The sequence below is a fragment of the Pseudomonas shirazensis genome, assembly GCF_050496565.1.
In the GTDB taxonomy this organism is placed as follows: Bacteria; Pseudomonadota; Gammaproteobacteria; order Pseudomonadales; family Pseudomonadaceae; genus Aquipseudomonas; species Aquipseudomonas shirazensis_A.
Window position 1 is genome coordinate 14,173 of record NZ_JBNWAE010000010.1, and the last position, 20,674, is coordinate 34,846.

Annotated in this window: 17 protein-coding genes; 5 read left to right on the forward strand and 12 right to left on the reverse strand. The window is 61.4% G+C overall.

The window, feature by feature from the left end; translation table 11 throughout:
* Positions 1–111: 111 nt before the first annotated feature.
* The 3 genes from ACQZ2L_RS15740 to ACQZ2L_RS15750 form a co-directional block, all read right to left on the reverse strand.
* Positions 112–1,095, reverse strand: a complete 984-nt coding sequence (locus ACQZ2L_RS15740; RefSeq protein ID WP_430326886.1) for a hypothetical protein — start codon at positions 1,093–1,095, stop codon at positions 112–114.
* A gap of 43 nt (positions 1,096–1,138) precedes the next feature.
* The gene (locus ACQZ2L_RS15745) at positions 1,139–1,636 is read right to left on the reverse strand and encodes a hypothetical protein (RefSeq protein ID WP_430326887.1); all 498 of its coding nucleotides are present in this window, start codon (positions 1,634–1,636) and stop codon (positions 1,139–1,141) included.
* Positions 1,637–1,871: 235 nt separating this feature from the next.
* On the reverse strand, positions 1,872–3,395 hold the full coding sequence (locus tag ACQZ2L_RS15750; protein ID WP_430326888.1) for a fumarate hydratase: 1,524 nt from the start codon (positions 3,393–3,395) through the stop codon (positions 1,872–1,874).
* A 236-nt stretch (positions 3,396–3,631) separates the two neighbouring features.
* Here ACQZ2L_RS15750 and ACQZ2L_RS15755 point away from each other — a divergent pair, with 236 nt between their 5' ends.
* Entirely contained in the window at positions 3,632–4,552 is a 921-nt protein-coding gene (locus tag ACQZ2L_RS15755) for an iron-sulfur-binding ferredoxin reductase (RefSeq protein WP_430326889.1), read from the forward strand.
* Position 4,553: 1 nt separating this feature from the next.
* Here ACQZ2L_RS15755 and ACQZ2L_RS15760 read toward each other — a convergent pair whose 3' ends face one another.
* The 4 genes from ACQZ2L_RS15760 to pyk form a co-directional block, all read right to left on the reverse strand.
* A complete protein-coding gene (locus ACQZ2L_RS15760) occupies positions 4,554–6,989 on the reverse strand; it encodes an RHS repeat-associated core domain-containing protein (RefSeq protein WP_430326890.1) in 2,436 nt (811 codons plus the stop codon).
* Positions 6,986–9,586 (reverse strand): hypothetical protein, encoded by a 2,601-nt coding sequence (locus ACQZ2L_RS15765; RefSeq protein ID WP_430326891.1) that lies wholly within the window; start codon positions 9,584–9,586, stop codon positions 6,986–6,988. The genes ACQZ2L_RS15760 and ACQZ2L_RS15765 overlap by 4 nt, the downstream gene beginning before the upstream one ends.
* Positions 9,587–9,616: 30 nt before the next feature.
* Entirely contained in the window at positions 9,617–10,555 is a 939-nt protein-coding gene (locus ACQZ2L_RS15770) for a hypothetical protein (RefSeq protein WP_430326892.1), read from the reverse strand.
* A 137-nt stretch (positions 10,556–10,692) separates the two neighbouring features.
* Positions 10,693–12,147, reverse strand: a complete 1,455-nt coding sequence (pyk, locus tag ACQZ2L_RS15775) for a pyruvate kinase (RefSeq protein WP_101321958.1) — start codon at positions 12,145–12,147, stop codon at positions 10,693–10,695.
* A gap of 181 nt (positions 12,148–12,328) precedes the next feature.
* On the opposite strand from pyk, the gene ACQZ2L_RS15780 reads away from it, so the two are divergent.
* The 3 genes from ACQZ2L_RS15780 to sbcB all read left to right on the forward strand — a co-directional run bounded on the left by ACQZ2L_RS15780 (position 12,329) and on the right by sbcB (position 14,717).
* Positions 12,329–12,709 carry a hypothetical protein gene (locus ACQZ2L_RS15780; RefSeq protein WP_101321957.1) on the forward strand — a complete coding sequence of 127 codons (381 nt, stop codon included), beginning with the start codon at positions 12,329–12,331 and terminating at the stop codon, positions 12,707–12,709.
* A 124-nt stretch (positions 12,710–12,833) separates the two neighbouring features.
* Positions 12,834–13,196: a PilZ domain-containing protein gene (locus ACQZ2L_RS15785; RefSeq protein ID WP_430326893.1), complete on the forward strand. Its 363-nt coding sequence runs from the start codon at positions 12,834–12,836 to the stop codon at positions 13,194–13,196.
* 90 nt (positions 13,197–13,286) lie between these two features.
* A complete protein-coding gene (gene sbcB, locus ACQZ2L_RS15790; RefSeq protein WP_430326894.1) occupies positions 13,287–14,717 on the forward strand; it encodes an exodeoxyribonuclease I in 1,431 nt (476 codons plus the stop codon).
* A gap of 66 nt (positions 14,718–14,783) precedes the next feature.
* Here sbcB and mvaT read toward each other — a convergent pair whose 3' ends face one another.
* Positions 14,784–15,161 carry a histone-like nucleoid-structuring protein MvaT gene (gene mvaT, locus ACQZ2L_RS15795; RefSeq protein ID WP_101321954.1) on the reverse strand — a complete coding sequence of 126 codons (378 nt, stop codon included), beginning with the start codon at positions 15,159–15,161 and terminating at the stop codon, positions 14,784–14,786.
* Positions 15,162–15,461: 300 nt separating this feature from the next.
* Between mvaT and purU the strand changes: the two genes are divergently transcribed.
* Positions 15,462–16,313 (forward strand): formyltetrahydrofolate deformylase, encoded by an 852-nt coding sequence (gene purU, locus ACQZ2L_RS15800; protein ID WP_430326895.1) that lies wholly within the window; start codon positions 15,462–15,464, stop codon positions 16,311–16,313.
* A 154-nt stretch (positions 16,314–16,467) separates the two neighbouring features.
* On the opposite strand, the gene ACQZ2L_RS15805 is transcribed toward purU, so the two are convergent.
* The 4 genes from ACQZ2L_RS15805 to ACQZ2L_RS15820 form a co-directional block, all read right to left on the reverse strand.
* Positions 16,468–17,463 carry a lysylphosphatidylglycerol synthase transmembrane domain-containing protein gene (locus ACQZ2L_RS15805; RefSeq protein ID WP_430326896.1) on the reverse strand — a complete coding sequence of 332 codons (996 nt, stop codon included), beginning with the start codon at positions 17,461–17,463 and terminating at the stop codon, positions 16,468–16,470.
* Positions 17,460–18,224, reverse strand: a complete 765-nt coding sequence (locus ACQZ2L_RS15810) for a DUF2334 domain-containing protein (protein WP_430326897.1) — start codon at positions 18,222–18,224, stop codon at positions 17,460–17,462. The genes ACQZ2L_RS15805 and ACQZ2L_RS15810 overlap by 4 nt, the downstream gene beginning before the upstream one ends.
* Complete coding sequence (locus ACQZ2L_RS15815; protein WP_430327018.1) at positions 18,217–19,338, reverse strand: glycosyltransferase family 4 protein; 1,122 nt, start codon at positions 19,336–19,338, stop codon at positions 18,217–18,219. The genes ACQZ2L_RS15810 and ACQZ2L_RS15815 overlap by 8 nt, the downstream gene beginning before the upstream one ends.
* Positions 19,339–19,819: 481 nt before the next feature.
* Positions 19,820–20,584 (reverse strand): methyl-accepting chemotaxis protein, encoded by a 765-nt coding sequence (locus ACQZ2L_RS15820; RefSeq protein ID WP_371411621.1) that lies wholly within the window; start codon positions 20,582–20,584, stop codon positions 19,820–19,822.
* Between the last annotated feature and the right edge of the window lie 90 nt (positions 20,585–20,674).

Genomic DNA, 20,674 nt, shown 5'->3' on the forward strand with positions numbered 1-20,674 from the left:
CCTCGGATGTTCACGCTTAGAGAAACAAGTGATATTGGCGGCGAAGTTTTAGTGGTCACGCCGCTTGCCGAATCGCTCGACGGTTGCTGACCACACGACGCCCTTGAATACTTACAAAGTACTGGTAGAAAGGGTGAGCTTGTATAATTCCCAATAGGCAGGCTCGGTGGTTCTCTCAGAGACAAGATGCACATTCAGCGAGACCGGGTTCCCGTATACATCCAATGGCCCCGAAAAAACGCTTTGCTCGCGGGCGGTGAAAGTATCATCAACACGCGACCACGCAGAAATGAGGATTGAGTAGTCCTCTGGAGTGGGGGTGTATTTTTTAAACAGCTCGTGAGTCGCGCTGGACAGGCTTGCTGGAAGGTTTGGAATAGCCGCTTTTATCGAGTTGAAGTAAACCCCGCTCGCAACTTTATTGTGATGGGTCGAAGCAAAGTTAGTGACTGGGGCAGAAGCATACAGGCGCGCGGGCTGACCCGTAGTGGGGTGGGTCAGGGTCAACGCGACACGCTTCAGCGATCCTGTAAATCCATTCACTGTGCCTCGAAATATCTCTTGGGCAGGCGCCTCGCTAACTCTGTATTTTTGAGCAGGGACAGACTGTAGCTTGAAACTGCTGTTAAACTTTCCAGCGTCGCCACTGCCGCCATACTCTACGTCAGGATGATTGGTCCTGAACGCCAAGCCTCCCCAGGTCACTTGAACCGCGAAACGGTCACTGAGGGTGCTGGTAGTAGCATTGTTATTATAAATATAGAGCTTGAACTGCTGATTCTGCGGGTCGGGGGCAATCGCTTGTACTACGGCAGTGCGTTCGGGAAATACTTCGAAGTCAGAACTGGCGTTGGTGACTTTCCACGTTCCGGAGTAAGCACCTACGTAGGGTATCAATTCTACTTTGGCGTTGCTGGGGAGTCCCACTGCTTCGCCGTTGCTGTCGCGAGCTTGAAGGGTGACAAGCACAGTCGAGTGTTGTTTGCCGTTGGCATAGAGACTTGCAGTCGCATCGTTGTGCCCTGTGAATGCTTCACTTTCGACTAGCAGATATGAAAGCGTAACGGCCGCTTCGGCGGTGGCATGAGTGTGCATTTTCTTTTCCTCGCAGCGCAGGTAGCCTGACGGTGGCAACTAATCATGGTTCGGGAGGGTAGATGACTTTTACGCATGAAACTTTACCTGAAAGATTTCCTTTATTAAGACTTCCATATGCGTGCAGCCCCCGCGTGATCATTTCGTTACGGACGAGATTGAAGCTGGTCTCAACGCCGGTCATGGGTATCCCTTCACCCGGCAAGGGATCTCTTAATACGTATCCGGCCCATCCATCTTTTTCATGGCAATCACCATTGTTCATGATTCTGAATTCGTAGCCTTCCGATGCCTCGCTAATACTGAAATAATAGTCGTCATCATTGGTGCAGCCGCCCCGCTCGCGAAATTTATGAGAGCCAGGCTTTAAACGAAAGTTGCAGTCCGGTTTGATGCTGCCTTCCTTCTTATAGAATTGAATTAGCGGGTACGGTGGTACCGCCTTGGGTGGGTCGATTTTTACAGTGTCTCGCTGGAATGTGCAGGCGGCGAGTAGTATTGATGACAAAAAGTAGATGATGATTTTAATCTGAATGGGCATGCCAGACTCCTCCCGGTTCTATTAATTTTAAGTATCGATAAGTACCTGTGTGTTGGCAAACGCGCAGGCCGTGGTATTACGTTAGGCGGATAGGGTGATGTTGGAAACTAGCATTTTTGTCAGGTGTTGGCGTGATAGCGGCAGGGTAAACTCAGGGGCTGATCTGCCCACCTGCATATATACCCTAAAGCAAAACGCCCGGCATAAGCCGGGCGTTTTTCTAGCACGTATCTGCTTACTTCACTTCCACCGCCAAACTCTGGGCAATCTTGCTCTGCCACAACGCCGGCCCGGTGATATGCACCGACTCGCCATTGCTATCAACCGCCACCGTCACTGGCATGTCCTTGACCTCGAACTCGTAGATCGCTTCCATGCCCAGTTCGGCAAAGGCCAGCACCTGCGATTTACGAATGGCCTGAGCGACCAGGTAGGCAGCGCCACCGACGGCCATCAGGTAAACAGCCTTGTTGTCCTTGATCGCTTCGATGGCGGTCGGGCCGCGCTCGGATTTGCCGATCATGCCCAACAGGCCGGTTTGCTCGAGGATCTGCCGGGTGAACTTGTCCATCCGCGTAGCGGTAGTCGGGCCGGCTGGGCCGACCACTTCGTCGCCTACCGGGTCGACCGGGCCGACGTAGTAGATGAAGCGGCCTTTCAGATCGACCGGGAGCTCTTCGCCACGGTTGAGCATCTCGACCATGCGCTTGTGCGCAGCATCGCGGCCGGTGAGCATCTTGCCGTTGAGCAGGATGGTCTCGCCTGGCTGCCAGCTGGCGACTTCTTCCGGGGTGATGCTGTCGAGGTTGACCCGACGCGCGCTCGGGCCGGCTTCCCAGACGATTTCCGGGTAGGCATCGAGCGACGGCGCTTCAAGCTCTGCCGGGCCGGAGCCGTCGAGCACGAAGTGGGCGTGACGGGTAGCGGCGCAGTTAGGAATCATGCACACCGGCAGCGAAGCGGCGTGGGTCGGGTAATCCATGATCTTGACGTCGAGCACAGTGGTCAGGCCGCCCAGGCCCTGGGCGCCGATGCCCAGCTGGTTGACCTTGTCGAACAGCTCCAGGCGGATCTCTTCGATGCGGTTTTGCGGGCCGCGGGCCTTGAGCTCATGGATGTCGATGGATTCCATCAACACTTCCTTGGCCATCACCGCAGCTTTTTCGGCAGTACCGCCGATGCCGATGCCGAGCATGCCAGGCGGGCACCAGCCAGCGCCCATGGTCGGCACGGTCTTGAGCACCCAGTCGACGATCGAGTCGGACGGGTTGAGCATGGCCATCTTCGACTTGTTCTCGGAGCCGCCGCCCTTGGCTGCGACGTCGACTTCCAGCTTGTCGCCGGGGACTACCGAGTAGTGGATGACGGCTGGGGTGTTGTCCTTGGTGTTCTTGCGCGCACCGGCCGGGTCGGCCAGGATCGAAGCACGCAGGACGTTCTCCGGCAGGTTGTAGGCGCGGCGCACGCCCTCGTTGATCATGTCGTCGACGCTCATGGTGGCGCCATCCCAGCGCACGTCCATGCCCACGCGCACGAACACGGTGACAATACCGGTGTCCTGGCAGATCGGGCGGTGGCCGGTGGCGCACATGCGCGAGTTGATCAGGATCTGCGCAATCGAGTCACGGGCAGCCGGCGATTCTTCACGCAGGTAGGCTTCGTGCATCGCCTGGATGAAGTCAACGGGGTGGTAGTACGAAATGAATTGCAGGGCATCGGCGACGCTCTGAATCAGGTCGTCTTGCTTGATCACGGTCATGCAGCGCGCTCCTCTTGAAGACGGGAACATCGGTAAAAGGCTTTTCGACCACCCGCGTGGCGAAACGCCTGGCAACGCGGCGGCAGGTCAGGCCGACGCAAAAAAGGCGCGGCAGTATAGCGCGCATACCGGTGCGACACACCACCGCATGCGCGGGACCAAGGTCTGAAGCGGGTTGGCAGTGTTGTTGCGTGTGTTCTGTAGAATGCAGACAGAACCCTGGAGGTCTTTGACCCATGCCCGATGTCTACGTGGGCGCGCAGCGAATCAGCGTGCCTGCCAGCAGCAACTTGCTCGACGCTCTCAATGACGCAGGCTGCAACGTGCCCTACAGCTGCCGCGCCGGCAGTTGCCACGCGTGCATGGTGCGCTGTGTCGACGGTCAGCCTGATGATCGAATGCCAGAAGCATTGACCGCAGCTCAGCGCGCACAAGGCTGGCGCCTGGCCTGCCAGTGCAGGGTGCTCGGTGACCTGCAGGTAACCCTGTTCGACCCGCAGGTCGATGCTCTGCCCGCCAGCGTCTGCGCGGCAGACTGGCTGGGTGAGGTACTGCGCCTGCGCGTGCTGGCGCAACGACCGTTGCGCTATCGCGCCGGCCAGCATCTGCTGTTGTGGCTTGGCGCTGTCGCACGGCCGTACTCGCTGGCGAGCCTGCCCGGTGAGGACGACTACCTGGAGTTTCACATCGACTGTGGGCGTGCGGGAGCATTCTGCGATCAGGCCCGGCGGTTACAGGTGGGGGACAGCCTGCGCCTTGGCGAGCTACACGACGGCGCGCTGCACTACGACCCGGATTGGCAAGCGCGGCCACTCTGGTTGCTGGCATCGGGTACAGGCCTGGCGCCGCTTTGGGCGGTCGCGCGTGAAGCGCTGCGCCAGGGCCACACCGGTGAAATCAGGCTGTTGCATGTCGCGGGCAGTGGCGCCGGCCATTACCTGGCCGAGGCCGTGCAGCGCTTGCCCGGGGTTGCCGTTGAGCTGGTGCTGGCGGATCAGCTGGACAGCGTATTGGCCCAGCTGCGGCTGAGCTCGCGGCAGACTGTAGCCTTGCTGTGCGGCTCGCCGAGCAGCGTCGAGCGGTTTGCCAAACGCTTGTTCATTGCCGGCGTGCCGCGCAATCAGGTGTTGGCCGATATATTCGTCGCGCACGCCTGAGTCATTGCGGCAAGTACAGCTGCGCCGTTGCGATCCGGTAGCGCCGGGTATCGCTGAAGTCAGCCTGGCCAAACCAGCGCTGCCACAAGGGCGCCTTGAATACCGGCACGTTGGTGCTGTGCAGGGTGCCGCCCAGTGTTCGCTGCGACTGCAGCGAAGCCAGGCTCTTGACGAACAGTTTTTCACCATAGGCGTCGACTGGCCGGCCCAATACGTTGGCGATCTGTTGCGCGGCGCCGCTTTTGCCACCCCAGCATGACAGCAGCACGACCTTGCGGCCATCGGCGTAGCCCATCTGCGCCAGCCTGGGTAGCAGGATATCGCTGGCGACGTTGACCGCATCGTCAGCCAGGCCTTGCGCATTCATCAGCTTGCCCAGCAGGTTGCCGTGGGTTACCAGTGCCGCGTCACCCTCGCCAAACAAGCTTGGAACGAAAGCCACATCCTGGCCGTTCCTGCTGGTGCCATACAATACGCTGGCCGGTCGAGCAGTGCCGCCAGGGCCGAGCTTGTAGGGTTGGAAGTTGGCCATCTTGCTCGCGCTGCGGCCCGCGGCCTGGCGCATGTGCTCAACGCTTTGCGCCAGACGCGGGGCGATACTGGTCAAGGCGCTGGCAAGCCCGCTGCCCAGCGATATCCAGCCCAATACGCTGGCTGCCTGCTGATCCTTGCCGCTGGCTTGCAGGGCCATGGCGGCGATACCCGTGCCGAGCGAGACCACATTGAGGGCGGCGCTGCTGACGGCCAGTGCTGCACTGGCACTCAAGCCACCGCCGCCGAGCAGGGCCGCGATGGCGGGCAAGGCCGTACCCAGGCTGGCCAGCGTGGCGCCAATGCCCAGGCCGATACCGATACCGGCGGCGGTCCAGGTCAGCCAGCTGTGGCCGTCGGGGTCGATGCGGTTGACTGGGTCGCCGCCGCAGTAGGCGTAGCCGTTGATCCCGCCGCGGCCGAACGGGCTGTCGCTGTCTGGGGCCAGAAAACACATCAGCAGCGGGTCGTACGGGCGGTAACCGGCGGCGATGTACCAGCCGGTCAACGGCTCACGCCGCTCGCCGGTGTAGGCGAAGGGCACCTGTGGCTGCGGCTCGGCGCTGCTGCCATGGGGGCTGTAGCGGTCACTGTGCAGGTTCTCGCCGAGCTGCAGCCTGATGCTGCCCTGGCCGTCGCTGCCCAGCAGGCAGGTCTGGCGGACGCTGTCGGCGATGTGAGTCAGGGCGAACAGGGAGCCGCCATCGCCGGCCAGCGCCAACCGATTGGAGCCGTGCTGTTCGTGGGTCAGTTGCTCGGCACTGTAGAAGCTGCGCTGCACTTCACCGTTGAGCTGGCGATCGCGCAGGCGACCGCTGGCATCGTAGCGGTATTCGCAGGTTTGTCCGGCAAGCGTCACGCGGCTCAGCCGACCCTGCTCGTTCCAGGCCAGCTGCCGACCGAGGCTGTCGGCGATCAGCCGGCCACAGCCGTCGTAGTGCAACTCGATGCGCGCGGGCCAGCTGGGGTGGCTGTGGCTGATCGCGATGACCTGGGTGGGATCATTCTCGGCGTAAGCGAACGAGGCAAGGTCCTGGCTACCATCGGCGAATACGCTGAGCACTTCGCGGTAGCCGTCCAGCGCATTGAACGCAAAGCGCTGCTCGACCAGCTGATTGCCGAACGGGTCACGTATATCCGCCTCAGGGTTGACCCGGTAGTGCGTCAGGCGCTGGCGCAGGTCGTAGCTGAACTGCTCAACATGTTCTTGACCGGCCTCAGACCAGCGGCGCGTGCTGAGCTGGTCGAGGCCGGTGTAGCTCAAGGTCTGGCTGAAGCTTCGGTTCACCCCTGCCTGAAGGGTTGCAAAGCGGATGCTGGCCAGCCGACCTATGCTGTCGTAAGCAAAGGCCTGGTGCAGGCGATTGCCACTGGCGGGGTCAAGGCTGTCGACACTGGCGGGACGTGACAATGCATCGTAGCTGAAGCGGGTCTGCAGATCGCCAACCGTCAGCAGGCTGAGTCGGCCGCATCCGTCGTACTCGCGTGCGTGCACGGCGCCGGCACTGTCGGTAAGGCTCAGCACGCGCCCGCCAAGTGAATGTCGCCAGCTGCTGCGGTATGTCTGGTGGTCGACCTGCCAGCGCTCCTCGAGCAGATGGCCTGCCGCGGAGTATTGCCACGTCAACGAGCCCAGGCCTGCGTCCGCTTGCTGAGGCAGGCCGAGGACGGGGTGATAGGCCAGCTGTTCAGCCTGCTGATGCTGCACGCGGGTACTGAGCAGGGCGTTATCCAGCTGTCGCTCGTAGCTGAAATGCAGCTGGCTGCCGTCGGCCAGCGTATTGCTCTGCGCGGGTAATTGACCGGGGCAGTAGTGGTGCTGGGTCAGGCGAGGGCCGACCTCGACCGTGCGTTGTCGGCCAAGGCCATCGAAACTCTGTCGGGCCAGAACGTGGGGTTGGTTCATGCTTGCGCCTCCGCTGCCTTGACGCTGATGGTTTCTGGGTGCTGACCGTCGCTGTACGCGGCGAACGCCCAGCTCAGGCAAGTGCCATCAGGCAAGCCTTTCTCGACGATGCGCGAGTAATGGTCGTAACGGTAGGTCGTGATCAACGGCGGTGAGCCCACAGCGCTGATGTGCTCTTCGATAACCCGGTCCAGGCCATCACGCAGCAGTTTCACTGTGCGCAGCAACTGGCCGTTGCTGTCCAGATGGCGGTGCTCGATCGCGCTTCCAGCTGCATTGGCTAGGCTGATCAGTTTGGGCCCCAGCAACCCTTCGGCGCTTTGCCATTGCTCGCTGCATTGGCCGATCGGGTCGTGGCGCGAGTGGCTGCTGACGCCGTCCGGGCCAACGCTGAGGTGTGACTGACCCCAGTCGTCAAAGCCGCGCGTGGTAGTCAGGCGCAGCGGGCTGGCGTGACCATCACCCAGCCAATCCAGGCTGGTGTAGGCAACTTGCCGGCCAAGGGCGTCATATTCGCAGCGCATCACTTCACGCAGCACGCCAGGGGCGTGATCGAGGTCTTCGAGCAACGTGCGCAGCACTCGACCCTCTCCGTCCAGCCACTGCCGTTGACGGCGTCCGCTGGCCTCGATCTGTTCGATCACCATCGCGGGTGTGCCGGGCTCATCCTGTTGGCCCACGGCAAGCTCATCGCCAAGGTGATAGCGCACCTGCTGCTCATGCTGGTAGGGGCTGTCGGCGGCAGTCAGGGTACGCAGCAGGCGGCCGATACGGTCGTACTCGTAGCGACAGACAGCACCGCTCTCGCCGCTCTGCCACAGGGTCTGGCCAGTGAGCAGTGACTGTGCGCACCGGGTGCTGGAGCGGTTCAGTTCATCGGCCTCGAAACCTAGGGTTGTGGTGCGGGTAATCACTTGCTCAGCCGTCAGGCTGTAGTCGAATTCAGTGGTGGTGGCTTGGTCGCCAAGGGTAACCACGCGTTTCTGAATACGGCCGCACGTCGGTCCAGGTGCGCTGACATAGTGATGGCTGGTCTGCTCAAGCAGGACTTGCAGTGGTTCGTCGAACAACTGCTCCACAGCGATGACCAGGTAGTCTGGCGCCTGCTCGCAGGCTGCTGCACACGCGGTATAGGTGTAGACCGCGCTCAAGGTCGGCGCGCCGAGGTGAGGCTCGGCAGGCTTGGTGACTTTCTTCCTGAGCTGGCGAACCATGCCCAGTGGGTCTGCTGGGCAGCCTTCGGCACCACTGGCGGGGTAGTAGCTGCTCGACTCCTCGAGGCCGCTGGGGTAGCGCACATGGGTGATGTTGCCAAACCCATCGTAACGGTAGCGGGTGGTCTGGGTGCGGCTCAGGCCATCGCGGGCGTGATCGATGTAAGTGGTGCTGACATCATGCGGCAACTGGCACCACGGCGGCTGTTGCGCCCAGTCCAGCGACGGTTCGACGCCATAGCGGGTGCTGGTACGGACCTCGCAGTCGCCGCTGCGGTGGCTCTCGCTGAGCAGCAGGTGAAAGCGGTCCCAGGTTCGCTCGATGCGATCCAGAACGCGCCCGTGGGCGTCGCTGAGGGTCTCGATGACTTGATACTGATAGTCGCTCTCGACCTGATACAGGTTGTCCAGGCCGTTTCGCCAGTCATAGGCCTGATCGCTGCCATAGCCGAGAAAGTTGTGCTCGCCAACCCAGTGATAGTGGTGCTGCAACTCGACGTCCTTGACGCCGCTGGAGTGCGTCCACCAGCTGACCCGAGGCAGATACCTCAAGGGCGCGCCGACAGGCAGCTGATGACCGTCGCCCGCGCTGGCCCAGTGGACGATGTCTTGCGCGCCGAGCGGACCGTCAACACGGATCGGCAGCTGCAATTGCGCTGCGCTACCGTCCAGCGAAAGCGCTTGGTACTCGAAGGCAAATGGGTTGCTGATCCCTGGCAGCTGGATCTCGCTCAGCAAATCGTTGCTGAGCAGGAGCGTGATCGAAGCCGCTTGATCAGTCTGGGGATTGAGCGTGATGTCGAGCTGGCCGCTGTCGCCGTCGAGGCTCAGCAGGGGGCGCTGTTCGTCGCGGACCTGCTGTAGCACAAAGCCGTCATCGGCATACGCCAGCCAATCGAAATACAGGCTGTGGCCTTCCTGCGAGCGCAATTGCGAGAGTACATAGTGCGGGCTGCCGGGTGCTACCGGGCGCAGTATCTCGGTTTCGCCGGATTTCTTATCGACGCGCACGCTGCCGTCCGCCTGCCAGGTCAGCCTCAGCGTGGCCAGCTTGCAGTCGCTGAGCGTCAACGGCCCGTCCGGGACTTGCGCGCTGTTGGCAAGGTCGATGGCATAGCGCTCGCCCGAGCCTAGGCTCAACTGGGCGCTGGCCTGATCGAACTGCAGGTGCGAAAGCCCCAGTTGCCAGCCCAGGCCGTAGCCACGATTGACGCTGGAAGCCAGGGTGCTGAAAGACAGGCTGATGGACAGCGCAGGGCCGCGCAAGTGGTTGGCTGGCGGCAACGGCAGGGCAATGGCCAACGTGAACTGGCCGCTGCGCGGATCGACGCCGGTTTTCACGAAATCTGCAAAGTTGCTTGCTTGAGTGTGCAGGCTGGACATGACGAGGTCCCAAGCGGTGTGGTGGGTGGGTTACGTCGCGCTTTCAACAACGCGAAAGTCTACTGATCGTCCACTCTCGCCAGGCAGGAAGTGGACGGTGTAGGCATTGCCGTGTTGATCGATCAGGGTCCAGGCGCTGAGCTCGACCCAGCTGTCATTCCAGTGCCGCGAATAAAAGCGGCGGTGGAACAGGTGCAGGAGCATCTGGTGCGCGCGAGGGATAGCGGGCAGGTCTTCGGCCGGGTGGTCAGGTTGGTAAGCACAGATGAAGCACGTCTGGCTGTAGTGGTTGGTCAACTCGAACGAGATCAGCGCTTCGTCGAAGTTGTTGCGCTCGTAGAAGCGAATACCAGAGCTGATGCCATGGGCAACAGTGGCGACAATCTTGCGCTGCGGGTCACTGAAGCCGAAAAAGCCGATCTGCTCTTCGATCTCGTCGTCCCAGTAGTTCGCCGAACTTTTCTTGTAGGCCCGCTTGGGTTCCAGCGACAACTGGAACAGTGAGCGATGGGCGACGGGCGGGGCAATCGACTCGATCACTACCGATGACTTGAACGGGGCGGTGTCTGTCGCGAACTGCGCATCGGCATCGTATTGGATGCCGGCATAGACCGTGTGCAGGGATCCGCCGGGGCATATGGAACTCACGTAGAACGTACGCCGACGTGTGCGGTTGTTGGCGTCGGGCAGCGGCTGCACCACACCGCCGCTGGCTGCATGATAGTCAAAGCGAAAGTCACGCTCGCGCTCGGCCAGCAGGTCGTTGTCCAGCCGTTGGTATTGACCGTCTTGATCGATTTCAAACAGGTAAATACTGTCCAGCTGTGCTTCGCTGATGGCCTTGCCGTCGCGCGCGGCGAGCGTCACGGTAACCTGCAATTGCTGGCGGCCATTGGCAAATACACGGTTGGAATTTGAGGTGATGTCGACTCGAAAGCGGCTGAGCCACTGGGTAGCCTGGATGTTCATGACCAAGTTCCATTGAATGGGTGTGCCCATTGAAACGGTTGTACGAGGGGCATGAGCGCTATATAAAGCTTGATCGCGCGGGCTACGGGCGAAAAAAAACCGCTCACCAGGAGCGGTTTTTCTGTGGTTGCGAGCAATCAGCCAACCAGCGGATCACCGACGTGCAGGATCTTCATGCCATTGGTGCCGCCGATGGTGTGGTAGCTGTCACCCTTGGTCAGGATTACCCAGTCGCCTTGCTCGACCAAACCGCGCTGCAGCAGCTCGTCCACGGCAGCCTGGCTGACCTTGTCGGCCGGCAGCGAGGCCGGGTCGAACGCGATCGGGTAGACGCCACGGAACATCGACGCACGTGCCTGGGTAGCGCGGTGCGGAGACAGGGCGTAGATCGGCACATGCGAGCGCAGGCGCGACATGATCAGCGGGGTGTAGCCACTTTCGGTGAGGGCGATGATCGCCTTGACGCCGGGGAAGTGGTTGGCGGTGTACATCGCCGCCAGGGCGATGCTCTCGTCGCAGCGCTCGAAGGTGGTGTGCAGGCGATGGCTGGAACGCTGGTTGGTTGGGTGCTTTTCAGCGCCCTGACAGATGCGCGCCATGGCCTGGACGGCTTCGATCGGGTAAGCACCGGCAGCACTTTCAGCCGAGAGCATGACCGCATCGGTGTTATCCAGCACGGCGTTGGCCACGTCGGAGACTTCGGCGCGGGTCGGCATCGGGTTCTGGATCATCGACTCCATCATCTGGGTCGCGACGATCACCGCCTTGTTGTTGCGGCGGGCGTGCTGGATGATCTTCTTCTGGATACCAATCAGCTCGGCATCGCCGATTTCCACGCCCAGGTCGCCACGGGCAACCATCACTGCGTCGGAGGCAGCGATCAGGGCGTCGAGGGTTTCGTCGTCGGCAACCGCTTCGGCGCGTTCGATCTTGGCCACCAGCCAGGCGCTGCCGCCGGACTCGTCACGCAGCTTGCGCGCGTATTCCATGTCTTTGGCATCACGCGGGAAGGACACGGCCAGGTAGTCCAGGTCCATCTCGGCAGCCAGCTTGATGTCGGCCTTGTCTTTCTCGGTCAGGGCCGGGGCGGTCAGGCCGCCACCTTTGCGGTTGATGCCTTTATGGTCGGACAGCGGGCCGCCAACCAGCACCACACAGTGCAGGGAGTCGGCGGTAGCGGTCTCGACGCGCATGACCACACGGCCATCGTCGAGCAGCAGCTCGTCGTTCACGCCGCAGTCCTTGACCAGGTCGGGGTAGTCGATGCCGACGATATCCTGGTTGCCTTCGGTCAGCGGGTGCACGGTGGAGAAGGTGAACTTGTCACCGATCTTCAATTCAATGCGCTTGTTGCTGAACTTGGCGATGCGGATCTTCGGACCCTGCAGGTCGCCCAGCAGTGCAACGTGACGGCCGTTCTTGGCGGCGATCTCACGGATCAGGCGGGCGCGAGCCTTGTGCTCGTCCGGCGTGCCGTGGGAGAAGTTCAGGCGGGCAACGTCGAGGCCGGCGAGGATCAGTTGTTCGATCACTTCCGGCGAGTTGCTGGCAGGGCCAAGGGTGGCAACGATTTTGGTACGGCGGATGGTCATGCATAGACTCCTGTAGTGAAGCGCAGCGAGAGGCTACTCCTCAATTGCGCTGTAGTCATTGTTCCGTTGCACTACCTCGCGTCTTGCGGGGGTGGCATTTGTACGGTCGGGCTATGCTTGCAAAAGCGTGTGAAGATTTGCCGCGCCGGGCCGATACACTGCCTATCAAAGGAGAATCCCCATGCGAACCCTGATCGTTCTGGCGATTGCCGCCAGCGTCGTTGGCTGCACCCGTTGGTCGATGGACCATCATCTGAACAACGCCTACCGCGCCTATGATCGCGGCGATTGCCAGCGGGTGATGCTCGAACTGTCCCAGGTCGATCGGACCAGCCGCGCGCGGCCGTTCATCCATCCTGAAGTGGCCCTGCTGCGTGGCCAATGCCTGGAGCGGCAGAAGCTCTACGTCGATGCTGCGCAGACCTACGAGTACCTGGTCCAGCGCTACCCGCAAAATGAGTACGCCTACCGCGCCCGTGCGCGTCTGCTGACCCTGGAAAAGCTCGGCCACTATCGCCAGCCTGCCGTGGCCAGCCCGGTGCACACCACGCCTTGGCGCTAATGCCAAGGTGTCATTGATTTCACGAGATTCGCCACAGCGGCTGGGCTAAGCTGTATCTTAGCTGTAACAGCAACCGCCAGTACCTCGTATTCCTGGCCGCGGAAACGGGACACTACCTGTCATCATGTTTATCCAGCGCCACATCCAGCGTCACCAGTTGCCTTGTGTACTCAAGGTTTACAATCGCTTTACCGATCAGCAGATCGGCTACCTTGGCAATGCCTCCGAAGACGGCCTGATGCTGATCAGCTCGCTGCCGGTCCTGGTCGGCCCCGACTACGAACTGCAGCTGCGCGTGCCCTTGCCCGGCGGCGCCTTGCAGTTCATCAATCTGACCGCAAGCTGCCTGTGGTGCCGCGAAGACCAGACGCCCATGCATTACGACTCGGGCTTCATGTTGCTGCAGGCGCCGCGTGAGTACGATGAGTTCGTGCACTCGTTACGTGATTTCTTCAGTTTTCGCCCAGCCGCGAATGCCTCTGCCTGACCCTTGGCGACACATTCTGCCTGCATTAGAGGTGCGAACTGCCCGCCCGGGCCGCTAGACTCACGGTCGACCTAGCTACAGGACCACTCCGTGAGCTCCAGCATCTTCTGGCACGACTACGAAACCACTGGCATCAACCCGCGTTGCGACCGGCCGTTGCAACTGGCGGGGCTGCGCACCGACTTCGACCTCAATGAGATCGAAGAGCCGGTCAATCTGTTCTGCCAACCGTCGGCAGATATCTTGCCGCATCCGATGGCCTGCCTGGTAACCGGCATCACCCCTGAGCAACTGGCCAGCAACGGCCTGTGTGAAGCCGAGTTCATGACCCGTGTGCATGAGCAACTGGTGCGCCCTGGCACCTGTGGCGCCGGCTACAACACACTGCGTTTTGACGACGAGGTGACCCGTTACAGCCTCTATCGCAACTTCTTTGACCCGTATGCACGCGAGTGGCAGGGCGGCAACAGCCGCTGGGACCTGATCGATTTGGTGCGCACGGCCTATGCCCTGCGCCCTGAAGGCATCGTCTGGCCGCAGCAGGACGGGCGCACCAGCCTGCGTCTGGAGTTGCTCAGCAAAGCCAATGGCATCGACCATGGGCATGCTCACGAAGCGCTTTCCGACGTGCGGGCAACCATCGCCCTGGCGCGATTGATTCGGGATAAACAGCCGAAGTTGTATGACTGGTTATTTCAATTGCGCAGCAAGCATAAAGTCATGGAGCAGATTCGGCTGTTGCAGCCGTTGGTACATATTTCCGGGCGTTTCTCCGCTGAGCGAAATTACCTCGGCGTGGTACTGCCGCTGGCCTGGCATCCACGTAACCGCAACGCACTGATTGTGTGCGACCTGCAGTTGGCAACCTCTCCGCTACTGGATGAAAGCGCCGAAACATTACGCAAGCGTTTGTACACCCGGCGTGACGAATTGTCCGACACGCAATTACCGGTGCCGCTCAAGTTGGTGCAAGTCAACCGCTGCCCGGTATTGGCACCGCTGTCAGTATTGCGCCCGGTTGACCAACAACGCCTGGGGATTGATCTGTCCCTGCTGCAAGCACGCGGCGAGCAACTGGCGCAGCAACAAAACGTCTGGCGAGACAAACTCGCGGCTATTTACAGCGCTGATGAGTTTGGCGCAAGCGACGACCCCGAGCAGCAGTTATATGCAGGCTTTATTGGCGACCGTGATCGCCGCCTGTGCGAACAGGTGCGCGTGGTCGACCCGGCGCAACTTGGCCGGTCACAGTGGATGTTCGATGATCCGCGGCTGCCTGAACTGTTATTCCGCTACCGTGCGCGAAACTTCCCCGAGACCCTGGATGAGCCGGAGCGACAGCGCTGGCTGCAGTTCTGCCAGCAGCGCCTTGGCGACCCTGCGGCGGGCGCACCGATCACCCTGGAGGGTTTCGAAAAGGCCCTGCAAAGCGCCTGGGCGACGGCTGACGAAGGCGGGCGGCAGGTACTGCTTGCCTGGCAGCAGCATGCCGAAAAAGTGCAGCAGTCGTTTGTGTTGTAATGTGTTGAGGCAATAAAAAACGCCGGCAATAGCCGGCGTTTTTTTCAAGGCAGCACAGGGGACTTATCAGTCCAGCAGGGTTGCCCAGCCTTCAACCACATCGCCACCCCATTTGGCTTTCCATTCTTTCAGGGTCTTGTGGTTGCCGCCTTTGGTTTCGATGACTTCACCATTGTGCGGGTTCTTGTATTGCTTGACCTTGCGCGCACGCTTGGTAGTGGTGGTCTTGACGCCGCCACGTGGGGCCTTGCTCAGTTTCGATTCCGGGTCGAGCAGGGCAATCACATCACGCAGCGATTTGGAATATTCGCCCATCAGGGTGCGCAGCTTGCCTTCGAATTCCAGCTCTTTCTTCAGCTTGTCGTCTTGCGACAGGTTGGCCAGACGAGCTTGAAGTTCTTTGATGGCTTCTTCGGTGGCGCGGTATTCGTTGATCAAAGACATGAAGTGTTCCTTAATAGTGCATATACAGGGAGTCAGTGACCTAATAATAGACAGCCGCTAGTCTCAAGTAAACAATAATCAAGGCGCGTTTGCTTAAATAGCCGAGTGTTAACAATGTATTCAGGTTAAGAAAAATTTACATATCACTGGCGGCGTCCGCCGCTGTCCTGCTCGGCGCCGCAGCGATGCCTGAACAATGGCCGCGCGGCGCGGCCCGAACGGCGGCTGTTGATGATTACTGTGTTTTTTCTGCCAGCTCGCTAGAATATGCGCCTTTGCGAAGTTCCTGGAGTCTCATTCATGCGCACCTATCGACTGGTGATTGCCTGCCCCGACCGTGTCGGCATCGTGGCGAAAGTCAGTAATTTCCTGGCCCTGTACAACGGCTGGATCAATGAAGCCAGCCACCACTCGGACGAGCAGAGCGGGTGGTTCTTTATGCGCCATGAGATCCGCGCCGAGTCCTTGCCGTTTGGTATCGAGGCCTTCCGTGAAGCGTTCACGCCGATTGCCGAAGAGTTCTCGATGATCTGGCGGGTCACCGACTCGGCGCAAAAGAAGCGTGTGGTGCTGATGGCCAGCCGCGAATCGCACTGCCTGGCGGACCTGCTGCACCGCTGGCACACCGATGAGCTGGACTGTGATATCCCTTGCGTGATTTCCAACCATGATGACCTGCGCAGCATGGTCGAGTGGCATGGCATCCCGTTCTTCCATGTGCCGGTCGACCCGAAAGACAAGCAGCCGGCGTTTGCCGAAGTCTCGCGTCTGGTAGAAAGCCATGGAGCTGATGTCGTGGTGCTGGCGCGCTACATGCAGATCCTGCCGCCACAGCTGTGCCAGGCCTATGCAGAAAAAGTGATCAACATCCACCACAGCTTCCTGCCTTCGTTCGTCGGTGCCAAGCCTTACCACCAGGCCGCCCTGCGTGGCGTCAAGCTGATCGGCGCGACCTGTCACTACGTCACCGAAGAGCTGGATGCCGGCCCGATCATCGAACAGGACGTGGTGCGCGTCAGCCATGCCGACAGCATCGAAGACATGGTGCGCTTCGGTCGCGATGTAGAGAAGATGGTGCTCGCCCGTGGCCTGCGTCATCACCTCGAAGACCGCGTGCTGGTGCACGGCAACAAGACCGTGGTGTTCGACTGAGAGGAGGGCGGGCCAATGGCGGATCCACTCGACAAGGCCGCGGCCAGTGCGTTGCCGACTTTGGGTGAGGGCTGTCTGGCTCGCTTCGATCCTGACGCCATGAGCGACGAGCACGGCACCGAGTTCGTCGGTGCCGCCGAACTCTGGCGGCAACTCAATCCAGCTGCTGACGGCGCGAGCGCTGCAGCAGCGGTCGCCCCAGCAGGTAGACAAACACCGGCCCCCCGGCCAGTAGATAAAAGTAATAAGTAACAGCGCGCCAGAGCAAGATCGCCGCTGCTGCCGTCGAGCTGCCCACCAGTGGCGTCAATAAGCTCGCCGATGTCAGTTCGGCAGCGCCGGCCCCGCCCGGCAACAGGCTGAACTGGCCAGCACTCAGCGCCAGCATTTGCACCAGAAAGCTGGGTATCCACGCCAGCTCCACGCCAAGCCCGCGAATCACCAGATACAGCACACTGAAGCGCAGGCTCCAGTGCAGGCAGGTCAGGCTGAATACCAACGCTAACGTGCGTTTTGGCAGCCGCCAGGTGTGCGCCAAAGCCTTGATGAAGCTCAGCAGTTTGCGCGCCCAACGGCGCCGGCGCTGTTCGGCCATGCCGAGCCTGCGCAGCAGGCGGCCATTGAGCCGCATGATCTGCCGCCGATAGCGCAGCAACAGCACGATCAGCACCAGGGCTGCACACAGCATCATTGCACTCCCCATGAGCATGCCTTGTTGGCTGCGGCCCAGGCTGTGGCTGAGCGCATAGCCGGCAACGGCGAGCATGGCGCAGAAGAAAAACAGCAGGTCGTTCAGCTGATCGATTGCGAACACCGCGCCGCTGCGGGCCGCACCGATACGCTCACGGGCCAGCAGCGCCATCAATGCCAATGGCCCGCCGCTGCCGCCCGGCGTCGTGCAGATGGCAAACTCGGTGGCCATGATCACCCCAAGACTGCGCCAACGCCCCAATTGCGCACCTTGCTCACCCAGCAGCAGGCGCAGACGTGCTGCATTGATGATCCAGCACAGCAGGATCATCCCCAGCAGGGTCGCCATCAGGCTCGGGGAGAAGCTCTGCAGTCTGGGCAGCAGCTCGGCGCCGCCGAGAAATGCCGGCACCAGCAGGGCCAGCCCCAAGGCCAGCCCAAGCCAGGCAAAGCGCTTCATGCCGCGACCTGGCGGTCCAGCCAGGCTGACTTGGTCAGAGGCTCGCGGCCTTGTTCGATCAGCGTTTTCAGCGTCTGCAGCCAGTAATCACGAGAGCTGCGATGGCGCATGTCGACTGGGTGCAGGCCCAGGCGCAAGGTCGGCGCACTCTGCCAGCGTTGCAGCTGCGAATTGCACAGTGCCCGCGACAAGCCCCGGCGCCAGGCGCTGCGGGCGCTCCAGACCAAGCCAGGGGCGTCTATCGCGGTGAATTCTGGCAAGCGATAAAGGTGCTGAGGTGTGCTGGTGTAGCGCAATGGCAACTGGCGCAAGGCCTGACGGGTGCCCTCGCTCATCAGCCAGGCCGGGGCGACGAAGCCCGCCACCGGCCACCCCTGGCTATTGAACAGCTGCAGGCCCGCTTGCAGGCGCTGCAACGCCTGGGCTTGTTCCAGCGCATAGAATTCGCCTTCATGCGTATAGATCCGGCGCATGAAGAAGTCCCGCGGCGTGCGTGGCGTCGGGCCGAGGTCGGCGTGGTAATAGCCATGCAGTGCCAACTCGTCGCCTTGCTGCAGGCGCCAGTCGAGCAGGCGGCAGAAGGTCGGCGAACGCTCGAGGGCATTGCGCTGATGAAAGTCGGGCACCACCAACCAGGTCATCGGCACGTTGCCCAGTTGGTCGACCGCCTCGACAAACGGCTGATAGTCGGGCCAGGTCTCCGGCGCCACGTCGTGCAGCACCAGCATCACGCTGCGCTGCTGGGTGGTCTGCTCAAGCATGTGCACGCACCAGTGGCTGGTGGCCGAGCACGGCCTGGTAGTGCTGCAGCAGGCCGTTGACCACGTTGTCCCACGAATAATGTTGCTCGACATGCCGGCGCGCCTGCTGGCCAAGCCGGCGCACGCCGTCCTCGAATACCTCGCGAACGGTGGCGGCCATCGCCTGGCCGTCGTTCGGCGGGCACAGGCGGCCACATTGGTCGGTGACTATTTCGCTGAACGCGCCGGCACGCACTGCGACAACCGGGGTGGCGCAGGCCATGGCTTCGAGAATGACCAGGCCAAAGGTTTCCTGATCGCCGGCATGCACCAGCAGGTCGGCACTGGCCATCAGCCGCGCGACTTCCTGCAAGGGGCAGAAGTGGTTGATCACGCTGACGTTGGCGGGCACGTTGCTGGGCATGGCCGAGCCGACCAGCAGCAGGTGATAGTGAGGGCCGAGGTGGCGCATGCAGTCGAGCAGTACCGGCAGGTTCTTCTCGCGCGAGCCGCGCCCGGCAAACACCAGCAGGCGGGTGGTATCGGGGATGCCCAGCTCGGCCCGCAGGCGGTTATCGCGCTGATCAGGGTTGAACGTGCTCAGATCTACGCCCAGCCGCTGCACATGCACATCGCGCACGCCAAGCCGACGCAGCTTGTCGGCCATCACCTGGCTTGGCGCCAGGACCCGGTCGAAATTGCCATAGAGCTTGCTGACGTAGGCCTCGACATTGGGCGTGAACCAGTTGCCCATGCGGTTGCCGACCAGCAGCGGCAGATCCGAATGATAAAAGCCTATCACCGGCACTTCCAGTTTGCGCCGCGCTTCCAGCGCTGCCCAAGCGGTCATGTAGGGGTCGCCGACTTCGATCAGATCAGGCTGCAGCTCGCGCAACACCTTGCACCACGGTGCCAGGCGGACCGGAAAGCGATAGCCCTTGCCGAACGGCAGTGGCGGCGACGGCACCCGGTAGACGCCATCGGCGTGGCTGGCGCTGGCGCCTGGGATCAACAAGCTGTGGTGAACGCCGGGCATGGCGTCGAGACGGCGGTGTTTGGCATCAAGATAGGTACGCACGCCACCACTGGCGGGTGCGTAGAACATGGTGATGTCGGCAATGTGCACGATCAGCATCCCTCCGGGGATCGACTTCAGGTCTGTCATGCGCGGTAACAAACCGGCGATGACATGCCTAGAGGTGGACCTTCAGGAAGAATAGTTTGTTCGATCGAGATTGGGCTGGGAATCGAGCAGGCGCTGGTGTGCTGATCGGATAGTTCTTTGATCAAAAGCTCGGATAGTCGTTGAGCCAAATGAGGTTGGGAGGTCCGCAATGCGAGGATGGGGTGGTTGCCGTGATATGGGCCCGTACTGAGATTGCTGGGGCCGCTGCGCGACCCTTTCGCGACACAAGGCCGCTCCTACAGGGATCGCGCCATATCGGCACACACCGCTCCCTGTAGGAGCGGCCTTGCCGGAGCGCCGGACCGGTCGGAAAGGGCTGCGTAGCAGCCCCGGCAATCTGAAGGTCACGAGTACCCCAGCGAGGCGTATAGATAAACGAATCATCCTTCCACGACACTGGCGGCCGGGCCGCTGCGGCCTTTTGGCAAAACTAGATGCGGAAGCTACCGACCAGTTGCTTGAGGCGGCTGGCTTGTTGTTCCAGGTCCGAACATGCGCGCAGGGTCGCTTGAAGGTTTTCCACGCCTTCCTGGTTGAGCATGTTGATTTCGCTGATGTCCATGTTGATCGAATCGACCACAGCCGTCTGCTCCTCGGTCGCCGTGGCTACCGACTGGTTCATGCCGTCAATCTCACCGATGCGCACCGTCACGCTTTCCAGGCGCTCCCCGGCTTGATTGGCAATCTGCACACTGTCCTGGCTGTGACGCTGGCTCTGACCCATGGTCTCGACCGACTCCCGGGCGCCGACCTGCAGCTCTTCGATCATGCCCTGAACTTGCTGCGCCGACTCCTGCGTGCGGTGGGCGAGGTTGCGCACCTCATCGGCGACGACGGCAAAGCCGCGGCCGGCTTCGCCCGCGCGGGCAGCCTCGATAGCAGCGTTGAGCGCGAGCAGGTTGGTCTGCTGCGAGATGCTGGTGATCACTTCGAGGATCTGGCCGATGTTGACGGTCTTGCTGTTCAGCGTTTCGATCTGCGCGCTGGAACCAACGATCAACTCCGACAGGCGATTCATCGCGGCAATGTTGCGGTCGACTACCTGCTGGCCTTCTTCGGCAAGATGCCGCGCCGAGGTCGCGTGCTGCGAGGCCTGGGCAGCATTGCCGGCGATTTCCTGGGCGGCGGCGCCCAGTTCGTTGATGGCGGCGGCGACGCTGTTGGTGCGGTTGGACTGCTCGTCGGAATTGGTCATCGACGAGTTGGAGGCGCTGATCACCCGTAATGCCACTTCGTTGACCTGTTCGGTGGCCGAGGACACCTCGCGGATCGAGCCGTGAATACG

Bases quoted from the DNA above. Each gene is read 5' to 3' on its own strand.
- ACQZ2L_RS15740 (WP_430326886.1), bottom strand. From the start codon at position 1,095: ATGCACACTCATGCCACCGCCGAAGCGGCCGTTACGCTTTCATATCTG.
- ACQZ2L_RS15745 (WP_430326887.1), bottom strand. From the start codon at position 1,636: ATGCCCATTCAGATTAAAATCATCATCTACTTTTTGTCATCAATACTA.
- ACQZ2L_RS15750 (WP_430326888.1), bottom strand. From the start codon at position 3,395: ATGACCGTGATCAAGCAAGACGACCTGATTCAGAGCGTCGCCGATGCC.
- ACQZ2L_RS15755 (WP_430326889.1), top strand. From the start codon at position 3,632: ATGCCCGATGTCTACGTGGGCGCGCAGCGAATCAGCGTGCCTGCCAGC.
- ACQZ2L_RS15760 (WP_430326890.1), bottom strand. From the start codon at position 6,989: ATGAACCAACCCCACGTTCTGGCCCGACAGAGTTTCGATGGCCTTGGC.
- ACQZ2L_RS15765 (WP_430326891.1), bottom strand. From the start codon at position 9,586: ATGTCCAGCCTGCACACTCAAGCAAGCAACTTTGCAGATTTCGTGAAA.
- ACQZ2L_RS15770 (WP_430326892.1), bottom strand. From the start codon at position 10,555: ATGAACATCCAGGCTACCCAGTGGCTCAGCCGCTTTCGAGTCGACATC.
- pyk (WP_101321958.1), bottom strand. From the start codon at position 12,147: ATGACCATCCGCCGTACCAAAATCGTTGCCACCCTTGGCCCTGCCAGC.
- ACQZ2L_RS15780 (WP_101321957.1), top strand. From the start codon at position 12,329: ATGCGAACCCTGATCGTTCTGGCGATTGCCGCCAGCGTCGTTGGCTGC.
- ACQZ2L_RS15785 (WP_430326893.1), top strand. From the start codon at position 12,834: ATGTTTATCCAGCGCCACATCCAGCGTCACCAGTTGCCTTGTGTACTC.
- mvaT (WP_101321954.1), bottom strand. From the start codon at position 15,161: ATGTCTTTGATCAACGAATACCGCGCCACCGAAGAAGCCATCAAAGAA.
- purU (WP_430326895.1), top strand. From the start codon at position 15,462: ATGCGCACCTATCGACTGGTGATTGCCTGCCCCGACCGTGTCGGCATC.
- ACQZ2L_RS15805 (WP_430326896.1), bottom strand. From the start codon at position 17,463: ATGAAGCGCTTTGCCTGGCTTGGGCTGGCCTTGGGGCTGGCCCTGCTG.
- ACQZ2L_RS15810 (WP_430326897.1), bottom strand. From the start codon at position 18,224: ATGCTTGAGCAGACCACCCAGCAGCGCAGCGTGATGCTGGTGCTGCAC.
- ACQZ2L_RS15815 (WP_430327018.1), bottom strand. From the start codon at position 19,338: ATGCTGATCGTGCACATTGCCGACATCACCATGTTCTACGCACCCGCC.
- ACQZ2L_RS15820 (WP_371411621.1), bottom strand. From the start codon at position 20,584: ATGACCAATTCCGACGAGCAGTCCAACCGCACCAACAGCGTCGCCGCC.